Here is an 11,577-nt window from a genome sequence, read left to right on the forward strand (position 1 = left end):
CCTGCGCGTGGAGCGGAGCTAACCGACGCGGTCCGCCTTCTCCGGTTCCGCGGCCCGGTCGGGCTCGGCCAGGTGGTCCACCTGTGCGTCGGGGTCCGTCAGCCGGTTCAGCCGTGCGGGCACGTCGAAGCCGACCAGCAACACCACGATCACCGTCCCCGCGAAGGTCAGCACCGCGAGCGCCCGGCCCAGGTCCATCCCGGACGCCAGGTGCGCCCCGAGCACCGGTGCCACGGCCCCGCCGAGTGCTCCCACGTTGTAGGTGAAGCCGAGCGCGGCGCCTCGGCCCGCCGTCGGGAAGTGGCCGCCGATGTACCGCGGCAGCAGCCCGGAGATACCGAAGCTGGTGGCCTGGAGCAGGAACAGCAGGCAGCCGAGCACCAGCAGGTTGTCCTTCACGGCGAACACCGGGTAGACGAAGGCCAGCGAGGCCAGCAGCGTCAGCGCGTACGCCTTCCTGGCGCCGATCCAGTCGCCGAGGAAGCCCGCCGCCCAGCAGCCGATCATGGTTCCGAAGCCCGCGAAGTAGAGGACGTCGGTGACCTGGTCCGTGGTGTACCCCAGCTCGGTCTTCAGATAGGTGGGGAGCAGTGCCTGGATGGGCCAGGAGTACAGGAACGCGAAGAACAGCGTCACGATCATCGACACGTACAGCAGCCGGCCCCGCCGTCCGCCCAGCTGCACGGCGAACGCGACGAGGGCCAGGCCCGCCACCACCGACAGCACCGGCACGAGGCCCTCGCCGCCCGGAGTGAAGACCAGGAACAGCGAGAGAGTGGCGGCCACCACGAGCACGGCGTTGACCACGGCGAGCCGCGGGGTCCGGAACAACGGCCGGAACGGGTTGGGCTTGGCGCCCTGGTCCGCGACGTCCGCGGTCCACTCCTCGGCCTCAGGCAGGGCCCGCCGCATCCACAGCGCGACCGCGATGGGTATCAGGCCCAGGTAGAACATCCACCGCCAGCCGAGCGAGGGCACCACCCAGTTGTAGACCTGGGCGGCGAGGACCGAGCCGACGGAGAATCCCGAGATCAGGAAGCCGCTCGCACGGCTGCGGACACGGGCCGGCCAGCTCTCCATGACGTACGTGGCGCTGGCGCTGTACTCGCCGGCCATGCCCATGCCGATGGCCAGCCGGGCGGCGAAGAGGCTGTGGTAGTTCCAGGCGAACCCGCAGGCGAAGGTGCCCAGCGAGTAGAGCAGGATGCTCAGCACCATCGAGATCTTGCGGCCGTACCGGTCACCGATGGCTCCCAGCACGGCGCCGCCCAGCCAGCGGGTGATGAAGGCGCCGGAGATCAGACTGGCGGCCTGCACCGTACTCAGGCCGAAGTCGTCGCTGATCTCGGTGAGGACGAGCGTGATCAGGACGAAGTCGAAGCCGTCGAGGACGTAGCCGATCCAGGCGGCGAAGAAGGACTTCCACTGGGTACCGCTCACCTCGCGGTACCAGGGGAGCGTGGAGGGTGATTTCTGCACGGTGCGCTCCTGGTGCGGGACGGCGCTCGTTGCCGGGCGGCCGTCCCTCGTGGTGAGGGCTGCTCAGGGCCGGGCGAGGCCGGCGACGAAGCGGGAGGTCAGGGCGGTGGGAGCGGTGATGGCCGTACCGACCACGACGCTGTGGGCTCCGCGGGCGAGAGCCTGGGCAGCCTCCTCGGGGGTATTGATACGTCCTTCGGCGACGACCGGTACAGAGACCGCGGCCGAGAGAGATGTCACAAGGTCCAGGTCGGGGCCGGTCTGCTCCGGTGTCCCCGGCACGTAGCCGGACAGGGTCGTCGAGACGAAGTCCGCTCCCTGCCCGGCGGCGGCGATCCCCTCTGCGAGCGTGGAGACGTCGGCCATGACCAGGGCCCCCGCCGCGTGCACGGCGGTGACGAGCTCGGCGAACGTGGAGCCGTCGGGGCGGGGCCGGTCGGTGGCGTCGGCGGCGACGACGGCGGCACCGGCCTCGACGATCGCCAGAGCGTGCCGGACGGTCGGGGTGATGTAGACGCCGGTGTCGCCGTCCTTCCACAGGCCGATGACCGGCAGGTCCACGGCGTCCGCGATCGCGGCGACGACCTCCGGCTCGTTGGCCCGGATCGCGGCGCCGCCGCCGGCGACGGCGGAGAGGGCGAGGCGTACGAGGGTGGAGGTCTCCCGCATCGGGTCGCCGGGGGGCGCCTGGCAGGAGACGATCAACCGGCCCCGGAGGGCGTCGGCCAGATCCTGTGCGGTCATCGGAATGCTCCCGGGTGGTGGAGGGGAAGGGTCGTGGTCAGAGCCGCGGCGCCCAGCACGGCGGCGTCGTGACCGAAGAGAGGCGGCTCGGGGACGAGCCCGCGCAGCGGCGGCATCAGCTCGGCGGCGAAGGCGGCGGCCAGCGCGTCGCCGTACAGCGCGCCGATCCGGGGGACCCCGCCTCCGACGACGACCCGGTCGGGGCCGAGCGCGTTGGCGAGGCCGCCGAGGACCCGTCCGGCGGCCGTCGCCCCCGTGGTGACGGCGTGTACGGCGGCCTGTTCTCCCTGGGCGGCACGGCCGGCGACCGTTTCGAGCCGGTCCACCCGGGTGCCGGTGAGACGCTCGTAGTGCGCGGTGATGCCCGGACCGGAGGCGATGACCTCCAGATGTCCGGTGGCCCCGCAGGTGCAGGGCAGTCCTGCCGCCTCGGAGCTGGGCAGATGGCCGAGGTGGCCGGCGATACCGGACGCGCCGTGCAGCATCCGCCCGTCGACCGCGAGGGCACCGCCCACCCCCGTGCCGACGGCGGCGAACAGCAGCGAACCGTGGCGGTCCGCCATCGCGGCGAGCTCCGGTCCGGCGGTGGCGCGTACGTCGTTGTCGCAGGCCACCGCCAGACCCGTACGGTCCGCGAGGCCCGCGCCGAGCGCGGTGCCCGCCCAGCCGCTGATCGAGTCGGTGGCACTGGTGACCATCCCGCTGCGGGGATCGACGACCCCGGCCGCGGCGATGCCGAGCGCCGTGGCCCGCCGGCCGGGGTCCACCTCGGCCGCCGCCGCGGCGAGCGCGTCGAGCACCGCGGCCGCGCCGTCCCGGGCCGGGGTGGGCCGGGTGTGCCGGGCCAGCACCGTGCCGTCGGCGGCGAAGAGGGCCGCCGCGATCTTCGTGCCGCCGAGATCGAGGCCGATCACCGCGGCCCCGGTCGCCGCCGCGTTCATCGGACCGGCGGGAGACCGGCGCCGCGCAGCCGCTCCGCGACGAGGGCGACGGACTCTGCGGACAGCGGGATCTGCGGGAAGGCGGTGGCGCCGTTGTCGATGACACCGAGAAGCCGCAGCGCCTCCTTGAAGGAGCCGAGCGCCGAGGAGCTGCGGCCCATGTCCTGCTCCGGACCGACGTCGACCATGGCGAACAGCTCGATGAGCCGCTCCTGCTCCCGGGCGGCGAGCGCCCAGTCGCCGGCCCGCGCGGCGTCGTAGAGCCGGACGTAGCCGGCCGGGTCCACATTGCCGATGCCGGGCACGACACCGTCGGCCCCGGCCAGCAGCGCCGCGTCCACGGTGAGTTCGGAACCGGTCAGCACGCTGAAGTGCGGCACGGGACCCCGGGCACGGCCCTCGCGCCCGCCGAGCTCCACGACGAGCCTGCGCAGCCCGCCCTCGTCACCGCTGCTGTCCTTGAGGCCGGCGAGGGTGCCGTCCTCGGCGAGCTCGCGCACCAGGGCGGCGGAGAGCTTGGAGTGCACGGCCACCGGGATGTCGTAGGCGAACAGGGGCAGGTCGACGGCGGCGCGCAGCCGGCGGAAGTGCCCGGCGACCTCCTTCGGGTGCGTACGGGTGTAGAACGGCGCGGTCGCGACGAGGGCGTCCGCGCCGAGCTCCGCGGCGGTCCGGGCGTGCTCGACGACCCGGGCGGTCGTCGTGTCGATGACCCCTGCGAGGACCGGGACGCGCCCGGCGGCCGCGGTGACCACGGTCTCCAGGGCGGTGGAGCGCTGGGCGTCGGTCAGATAGGCGACCTCGCTGGTCGAACCGAGAGCGAAGAGCCCGTGCACACCGCCGTCGACGAGGTGGCCGACGAGCCGGGTGAGGGAGGCCGTGTCGACCTCCCCACGGTCGTCGAGCGGGGTGCAGACCGGCGGTACGACGCCGTGCAGCGGTGCGGTCAAAGGCATGGTGAAGGGCTCCAGCTTGTTCGGAAAGCCGGTCCGTCGCCGGAAGGGGAGGCGGAACCGAGACGTGGGACGTAAGATGTCCTATGTCTGGACTCACCTTAAACAGATGCCCCGGCGACCGGTCAAGAGGTGCCGGTGACCGGCGACAACCCAGGAGGACCGTTGTGGCCCGCCCCACCATGGCTCAGGACATCGAGCGAAGGATCAAGGAACTGATCCTCGAACGCAGGCTCGGACCGGGCGACCCGCTGCCCACCGAGGCCGAGCTGATGGAGCTGTTCTCGGCCGGACGGGTCTCGGTGCGTGAGGCCCTGAAGGCGCTCCAGGCCATGAACGTCGTCGAGATCCGGCGCGGCTTCGGGACCTTCGTCGGCTCGCTCTCCCTGTCACCCTTCGCCGAGGGACTGGCCTTCCGGGCGGCCGTCCGGCACCGGCAGGGCGAGCCGGGCCTCCTGGAACTGATGAAGGTGCGCGAGGCGCTGGAGACCGGACTCGTCGGCGCCGTCACCGCAGGCGTCCCCGCGGAGGACCTGGCCGTGCTGCGGGGCCTCGTCGCGACGATGGAGACCGAGGCCGCCCACGGCGGCCGGGTGGCCCGGACCACCGACCGCGCCTTCCACCTCGCGCTCTACGCCTCGCTCGACAACCACCTCCTCAGCGAGGTGCTCGACGCGTTCTGGGCGGCCATGGACCGGGTGCGCGAGGACATGGACGACGGCCACCAGGACCCTGCCGTCACCTGCTCCCAGCACCACGAGATCGTCGAGGCGGTCGCGGCTGCCGACGGTGTGCGTGCGGTGCGCGCCATGCGTACCCACTTCGACGGCATCAGAGGCCGCCTCGAACCTCAGTCCGTGTCCGCGTCCGCGTAGAGGTAGCTGCTCGTGCCCGCGAGGGTGGCGCGGCACCACGCGTCGACCGAACCCTGGTCCATCGCGGTCCAGTCCGGAGCCCGCTCCACCTGCGCGCGGCCCAGCCTGCGGCCCAGCTCGACCAGCCGGGCCCCCTCCGGGGTCCGCTCGCGGGCGTAGTGCCGCAGCGCGTCGGCGGGGGAGGCGGACGTCCGCAGCGCGTCCTCCAGGCAGAGGGCGTCCTGCAACGCCTTGACCGCCCCGCTCGCCGTGTGCGGGCGGGTGACCCCCGCCGCGTCGCCCGCCAGCAGGAACGGCGGGTCCGCGGCGAGGGGCGCGTGCAGATCGGCGACCGGGTGGCAGGTCATCGCGGTGTGCTCACCACGGGCCACGATGTCCGCCCACTCCCGGGGGAAGTGCTCCTCGGCCAGCTGCCGTACGTACCCGGCCTCGCCCGGGGACCCGGCGGGCGGGGTCGCGTAGATCGCGTAGGCGAGCAGGCGGTCGTCCGGCCCGGCGCCCCCGCCCCGGGGGATCAGATAGAAGATGCCGTGCCCGCCGGGGAAGCCGATCGTCACCCACGCGCCCCGCAGCAGCTCCCAGGGCCGGCGGTGCTCCGCCGACGCGTTCACCGGAAGCGTGCCGCGCCACACCGCGTACCCGGCGGGGGAGGGCAGCAGGTCCGGGGCCAGGACGCCGCGGGTGAGCGAGCGGTGGCCGTCGGCGCCCACGACGATGTCGTAGGTGTCCTCGCCCTCGGCCGTGCGCACGAGGGCGCCCCCGGCGGGGGCCCGTCCGACGGAGGTCACGGGGCGCCCCCGGTGGTAGCGCGCGCCGGTGGTGGCGGCACGCAACGACCCCCACAGAAGACCCCAGTTGCACGGGGTGACCGGACTGGGCTGGCGGGCGAACTCGCGTGCCGACCGCTCCCCGGGCGCCCGGGTCAGCCAGACGCGGGTCGCCACGGGGGCGGTCGGCATGGCGGCGTCCAGATAGCCCGCGGCGACCAGCTGCTCATGCAGCGGGGGAGGGATGACGATCCCGAGCCCCCGGCCCTGGAGTTCGCCGCCGCTGCGCTCGTAGACGGTGACCTCCGCCCCCGCCCTGATGCCCGCGACCGCCATCGCGCACCCGGCGATGCTGCCGCCGACCACGCCCATCCGTGAACCCGTCGCCGCCATGCCGCTGCCGCCTGTCCGTCGTCCCGGGAGGTGCCGGCCCTCATCGTCGCAGCCGACCGGGTGCGAGCGGGGCAACAACACCTCCTGACGGAAGAGGTGTTACGGGGTGACGGTCACCGTCCTGCTGCCGGAGGCCTGCTTGCCGTCGGCCTTGTAGACCGCGGTGAGTCCGACGTTCCCCGAGGCACCCGACGGGATCGTGACCGGGACCTTTATGTTCGCGCCCTCACCGGGCCGGAGCGCCGGGAACGCCACCTGCCGGGTCGTCCAGCCGGTGGGCACCGTCAGGTCGAGCGTGCCCGCCGAGCGCGTCACATCCATCCGGTTGACGACCCGGACGGTCACCTCCGTGCCGGTGCCGGCCTTCATGGTGGCCGGCGGGGTGAGGGTGATGTCCGCGCAGGTGCCGCCGAGCCACTTCAGGTCGAACGAGGAGTAGGTGATGTTCTTGTAGTTGTCCCGCTCGTAGAGCAGACCCAGCCGGCCGTCCGGCAGCCGCGTCAACGTCGAGTAGGCCGCGCTGCCGGGGTCGAGGACCTTCCGGATCGGCCAGGTCCTCCCGTTGTCGCAGGACATCTTCACGGTGAGGTTGCTCCGGGAGGAGGTGCTCTCCGTGTTGCTGAACAGCAGCCACGAGGACTGGGGGTCGGACGCGGCGGCGTCCGGTGCGTACCGGATGACCGAGCCGTTGTTCGCCGGGTCCGGCAGGTTGGTGTCCTGCGCGAACGGGGTGTAGTTGACCCCGCCGTCGGTGGAGTGGGCGACCGTCCGGTAGGGCGCGGAACGGTTGTTGAGCATGATCCGGCCGTCGCTGAGCTCGACCGTCTTGTTCTCGTCGCCGCCGGGGCCGACCGGGTTGCCCATCTTCCAGGTCGCGCCGTGGTCGTCGCTGTACGCGCTGACCGCGTGGTTGGCGCCGTTGCTGCGGATGGCGTACTGCTGGATCAGCCGGCCCTCGTACGTGCCCCGGCGCAGCTGGATGCCCTCCCCGGATGCGGCGAACATGCCCGCCCAGGCCGGGTTCTTGATCTGCGAGGTGATCCGGCGGTGGGTCCAGGTCACCCCGTCGTCGTCGGAGTAGCTGTAGTCGGCCTGGAGGACGTCCGGGTCGCTCTCGTCGTTGCCGGTGGCCGAGCCGAAGAAGCCCTGGTTCACGGACGCGGCGTAGAAGACGAAGATACGGCCCGTGGTGCGGTCCACCAGCAGGCTCGGGTCGCCGAAGCCCTTCGGTGCGGCTTCCTTGCGGACCACCTGCTGCGCCTGCCAGGTGGTCCCGCCGTCGGTGCTGCGCCGCAGGACGATGCCGAGGTTGCCGGGCAGGTCCGCGAGCGTGGGGCGGGAGTCGTAGGCGGCGAGCAGGGTTCCCTTGACGGAGGTCGTCAGTGCCGGGATGCGGTAGTAGGGGGATCCGGCGCCCTGGGTCGCGATGTCCTGCGAGGTGAGTTCTCCGGCCGCTGCCGCCGTGGTGGGGGCGCCGTGGGCGGTACCGGCCGCGGCGGCGACCATGACGGCGGCGGACAGCATGGCGAAGGTGACTCTGCGCTGCATGAACGGTCTCTCTTCTCGTGAGGGGGGAGAGGTGCGGATATGGAGCGGGAGCGCGCGGCGCGATCGGCCGGCGCGTCAGGGGACGGACGGGGTGCACGGCTGACGGTGGCGAGGATCCGCAGATCCCTGATCTCGGGTCAGGAGGGGTGGGCCGGCGCGGTCGGGAGGCCGGCGAACAGGTCGCGCACCCAGGCGAGTTGTTCCGCACGGTGGTACGCGGTGCCGCCCTCGTGCCCGTTGAACTCGTAGACGCGCAGGTCCTTGGGACCCGCGTAACGGTTGTAGGCCGTGAAGCAGGTGGAGGGCGGGCAGATCTCGTCCATCATCGCGATGGAGAACAGCGCGGGCGCGGTCGCCCGGGTGGCGTGGTGGGCCGCGTCGAAGTACGACAGGGTGCGGAACACCGGGTCGGTGCGGTCGCGGTGGAGCCGGAGGTAGGCGGCGATCTCGGTGTACGGCGGCGATCCGGCGATCCGCGCGGCCCGGGGGATGTTGCACAGGAACGGCACGTCCGGCATCACTCCGGCCAGCCCCGGCACGAGTCCGGCCACGGCCAGCGCGATGCCGCCGCCCTGGCTCACCCCGGTCACGACGATGCGGGCGGGATCGACCTCGGGGTGCTCGCGCATCGCCTCCACGCAGCGGACCGCGTCGGTGAACACCCGCCGGTAGTAGTACGTCTCGGGGCTCTCGACGCCCCGGGTGAGGAAGCCCGGTACCGTCCCGGCCGCTCCCGGATCGGTGTCCGCGGTGACTCCGCCCGCCGCCGACCACCCCTGGCCCCGGGTGTCCATGACCAGGTGAGCGTATCCGGCGCAGGCCCACATCAGCTCCTCGTGCGCGAGCCCCCGGCCGCGCCCGTACCCGAGGAACTCGACGACGCAGCCGAGTGGTTCGGTGGCACCGGCGGGCATGTGCAGCCAGCCGCGCACCGGGCGCCCGCCGTACCCCGGAACGCTCACGTCGTACGTACGTATCCGGGGCAGCCCGCAGTCGACCTGCTTGTACCGGGGCTTGTTCGCGGTGCCGTCGTGAGGCGCCTCGCCCAGGGTGCCGGACCAGAAGGCGTCGAAGCCGCCGGGCAGCGGGAGTTCGGGCCGGTAGGCGCGGCATTCCTCGAGCGGGAGATCGGCCGACGGCATGGCTGTGCCCTTCTGGGGTGCGGGAAGCGATTGGACAACAGACGTCAGATGTCCTGTTGGCAAACGGACCCTAGGGAGCGCGGCGGCCGGTCGTCAAGGGTGTCGGGAGGCGGGAGCCTCCGCCCCGGAGGCGGAGGCGGAGGCGGGGGCGGAGGCGGGGGCGGGGGCGGGAGGCGTGTGGCCCGCGGTCAGACCTGGTCCACCCCGCGTGACCTGGCCTCGGCGATCCGCCGTCTGACGGGTTCGTAGTGCTCGCCGAGGGCCTTCAGGAACGCGGTGACGTCGCCCGCCCGGGCCGCGTCGACGATGTTCTGGTGAGCGACGATCGTCGCCGTCTCGTCGGCGTGCGTGAATCCGTCGAGGTGCGGCGCGACGATCGTGTACACGTCCCAGAAGGCCATCGAGAGCTGGCCGATCAGGTCGTTGCCCAGAGGGGCCACGAGCAGGGCGTGGAAGGCCCGGTCCGCAGCGACGAAGCCGTGTCCCTCGCCCGCACCGGTGGCGCGCATGGTCGCCACCAGTCCGTCCAGGCTGTCGAGCTGCCCGGCACTGAGCGAGGAGATGATCCGGTCGGCCATGCCCCGCTCGAAGAGCTCGCGTACGTCGACGAGGTCGGCCATCACCTGGAAGTCGTCGTCGGGGGAGAGCAGGCCGCGGAAGGTGAGGCTCTCCACCAGCGCGGAGAGGCTCAGCCGGCCGACGTACGTCCCGTGACCGTGGCGCACCTCGACGATGTCGAGGGCGGCGAGGATCTTGACGGCCTCCCGGACGCTCGAACGGCTGGCGCCGAGCGCCTCGCACAGAGCAGGCTCCGTCGGAAGCGGGTCCCCGGGGCGCAGCCGCTCGTCGAGGATGTAGCGCTTGATGCCCTCGACCACTTCCTGCCGCAACAGGGTGCGACCGGGTCGCGTGCCGGACATATGTGAACTCCCCACCTCTTGACCCCTCTCGATTGTCAAGCTACGTTCCCACGCTATCAAGGCATCAGACATCTGACGTCTGATGCTCGATCGTTTCATCGGCACCCCGATAGCCATCGAAAACGGTCGCTCTCCACTCATTCCCTGACCTCGAAGTCCCTTGGAGGACCCGTGTCCGAGCTGAGGCCAGCCGGCGTCGAGCGCCGCACCTTCCTGCGTTACACCAGTGCCATCGGCGCGGCCGCGGCCATCACGGCAGGCCTTTCCGCATGCGGCGGGCCCTCCTCGACCGCCGACGGCGCAGCAGGCGAGGGCGACGGCAACGGCACGATCGAGGCCGGTCTGTCGTATCCCCTGTCGACCGGCTTCGACCCGATGATCACCTCCGGCGCCACGCCGTACGCCGCCAACATGCACATCTTCGAAGGCCTGGTCGATCTCGATCCGGCCACGCTCGTGGCACGTCCCGCCCTCGCCACCGAGATGCCGAAGAAGATCAACGCCACCACCTACCGGGCCACCCTCCGCGACGGTGCGACCTTCCACGACGGCTCCCCGGTCACCGCCGAGGACGTGGTGTTCAGCTTCGAACGCATCCTGGACGCGAAGAACGCGTCGCTGATGGCACAGTTCGTGCCCTTCATCGACACGATCACCGCCGTCGACACCAAGACGGTCGAGTTCAAGCTCAAGTACGCCTTCGCGCTCTTCCCCTCCCGCATCGCCGTCGCCCGGATCGTGCCGAAGAAGATCGTCGAGGCGGACGTCAAGGGATTCGACGCGAAGCCCGTCGGCTCGGGGCCCTACAGGTTCATCGAGGCCACCCGCGAGGACAAGATCGTCTTCGAGAAGTACGACACGTACAACGGCCCCCACCCGGCCAAGGCCAAGAAGATGATCTGGCGCCTGATGTCGGACCAGTCGGCCCGCGTCAGCGCCATGGAGTCCGGCCGCGTCCAGGCCATCGAGGACGTCCCGTACATCGACGTCAAGAGGCTCTCGGCCACCACGAAGACCGAGTCCGTGCAGTCCTTCGGGCTCCTCTTCCTCATGTTCAACACCACCGACAAGCGGTTCGCCGACAAGCGGGTCCGCCAGGCGCTCCACTACGCGCTGGACACCGAGAAGATCATCTCCACCGCGATGGTCGGCAACGCGGCCGCCGCGACCGGGTACGTCCCCTCGACGCACCCCGACCACCACAAGGCCGCCACCGTCTACACGCACGACGTGGCCAAGGCGAAGAAGCTGCTCACCGACGCGGGCGTGGCCAAGCTGAAGTTCACCGTCCTGACCACCGACACCGGCTGGGTCAAGGACATCGCCCCGCTGCTCAAGGAGAGCTGGGCCGCGGCCGGCATCGAGGCCACCCTGAACATCGCCCAGTCCCCGGCCCAGTGGGCCAAGGTCGACGCGGGCGACTTCGAGGTCATGGTGGCCCCCGGCGACCCCTCGGTCTTCGGCAACGACGTGGACCTCCTCATGCGGTGGTTCTACTACGGCTTCTGGCCGGAGAAGCGCTACGGCTGGTCCGGGACCGCCGAGTACAAGCAGGTCAAGCAGCTCCTCGACAAGGCCGCCCAGGCCGCCGACGAGGCGGTGCGCAAGCAGCTCTGGGGTCAGATCACCGACGTGGTCGCGGAAGAGGCGGCGCTCTACCCGATCCTCCACCGCAAGCTGCCCACCGCCTGGAACGAGAAGGCCCTGCCCGGCTTCAAGCCACTGCCGACCACCGGCCTGTCCTTCGTGGACGTCAGCCGCGCCTGACGCCCTCGCCCGGTCCGGGCCGCCCCACCCGGCGGCCCGGTACACCGG

General features: G+C 71.8%; 10 protein-coding genes. 2 read left to right on the forward strand and 8 right to left on the reverse strand.

Going from position 1 to position 11,577, the window contains the following annotated elements:
• Positions 1-18 precede the first annotated feature (18 nt).
• From ACFWFI_RS34265 to ACFWFI_RS34280, 4 genes are all read right to left on the reverse strand, one after another.
• Entirely contained in the window at positions 19-1,479 is a 1,461-nt protein-coding gene (locus ACFWFI_RS34265; RefSeq protein WP_387398050.1) for a sialate:H+ symport family MFS transporter, read from the reverse strand.
• Positions 1,480-1,542: 63 nt separating this feature from the next.
• Entirely contained in the window at positions 1,543-2,223 is a 681-nt protein-coding gene (locus tag ACFWFI_RS34270; RefSeq protein ID WP_387398052.1) for an N-acetylmannosamine-6-phosphate 2-epimerase, read from the reverse strand.
• Entirely contained in the window at positions 2,220-3,164 is a 945-nt protein-coding gene (locus ACFWFI_RS34275; RefSeq protein ID WP_387398054.1) for an ROK family protein, read from the reverse strand. Before ACFWFI_RS34275 ends, ACFWFI_RS34270 begins: the two co-directional genes overlap by 4 nt.
• Entirely contained in the window at positions 3,161-4,120 is a 960-nt protein-coding gene (locus ACFWFI_RS34280; protein WP_387398055.1) for a dihydrodipicolinate synthase family protein, read from the reverse strand. The genes ACFWFI_RS34275 and ACFWFI_RS34280 overlap by 4 nt, the downstream gene beginning before the upstream one ends.
• A 164-nt stretch (positions 4,121-4,284) precedes the next feature.
• Here ACFWFI_RS34280 and ACFWFI_RS34285 point away from each other — a divergent pair, with 164 nt between their 5' ends.
• Entirely contained in the window at positions 4,285-4,992 is a 708-nt protein-coding gene (locus ACFWFI_RS34285; RefSeq protein WP_387398057.1) for a FadR/GntR family transcriptional regulator, read from the forward strand.
• Here the strand turns inward: ACFWFI_RS34285 and ACFWFI_RS34290 are convergent.
• From ACFWFI_RS34290 to ACFWFI_RS34305, 4 genes are all read right to left on the reverse strand, one after another.
• Positions 4,968-6,227 (reverse strand): FAD-dependent monooxygenase, encoded by a 1,260-nt coding sequence (locus ACFWFI_RS34290; protein ID WP_387398059.1) that lies wholly within the window; start codon positions 6,225-6,227, stop codon positions 4,968-4,970. The genes ACFWFI_RS34285 and ACFWFI_RS34290 overlap by 25 nt on opposite strands.
• 24 nt (positions 6,228-6,251) lie before the next feature.
• Positions 6,252-7,700 carry a sialidase family protein gene (locus tag ACFWFI_RS34295; RefSeq protein ID WP_387398061.1) on the reverse strand — a complete coding sequence of 483 codons (1,449 nt, stop codon included), beginning with the start codon at positions 7,698-7,700 and terminating at the stop codon, positions 6,252-6,254.
• A gap of 137 nt (positions 7,701-7,837) precedes the next feature.
• Positions 7,838-8,842, reverse strand: a complete 1,005-nt coding sequence (locus ACFWFI_RS34300) for an acetylxylan esterase (protein WP_387398063.1) — start codon at positions 8,840-8,842, stop codon at positions 7,838-7,840.
• Between the two features lie 188 nt (positions 8,843-9,030).
• Positions 9,031-9,762, reverse strand: coding sequence for a FadR/GntR family transcriptional regulator (locus ACFWFI_RS34305; RefSeq protein ID WP_387398066.1), 732 nt, complete (start codon positions 9,760-9,762; stop codon positions 9,031-9,033).
• A 171-nt stretch (positions 9,763-9,933) separates the two neighbouring features.
• Between ACFWFI_RS34305 and ACFWFI_RS34310 the strand changes: the two genes are divergently transcribed.
• On the forward strand, positions 9,934-11,529 hold the full coding sequence (locus ACFWFI_RS34310) for an ABC transporter substrate-binding protein (protein ID WP_387398068.1): 1,596 nt from the start codon (positions 9,934-9,936) through the stop codon (positions 11,527-11,529).
• The last annotated feature ends 48 nt before the right edge of the window (positions 11,530-11,577 follow it).

The sequence above is a fragment of the Streptomyces sp. NPDC060209 genome, assembly GCF_042728155.1.
Lineage (GTDB): Bacteria > Actinomycetota > Actinomycetes > Streptomycetales > Streptomycetaceae > Streptomyces.

Bases quoted from the DNA above. Each gene is read 5' to 3' on its own strand.
- ACFWFI_RS34300 (WP_387398063.1), bottom strand. From the start codon at position 8,842: ATGCCGTCGGCCGATCTCCCGCTCGAGGAATGCCGCGCCTACCGGCCC.
- ACFWFI_RS34305 (WP_387398066.1), bottom strand. From the start codon at position 9,762: ATGTCCGGCACGCGACCCGGTCGCACCCTGTTGCGGCAGGAAGTGGTC.
- ACFWFI_RS34295 (WP_387398061.1), bottom strand. From the start codon at position 7,700: ATGCAGCGCAGAGTCACCTTCGCCATGCTGTCCGCCGCCGTCATGGTC.
- ACFWFI_RS34270 (WP_387398052.1), bottom strand. From the start codon at position 2,223: ATGACCGCACAGGATCTGGCCGACGCCCTCCGGGGCCGGTTGATCGTC.
- ACFWFI_RS34275 (WP_387398054.1), bottom strand. From the start codon at position 3,164: ATGAACGCGGCGGCGACCGGGGCCGCGGTGATCGGCCTCGATCTCGGC.
- ACFWFI_RS34280 (WP_387398055.1), bottom strand. From the start codon at position 4,120: ATGCCTTTGACCGCACCGCTGCACGGCGTCGTACCGCCGGTCTGCACC.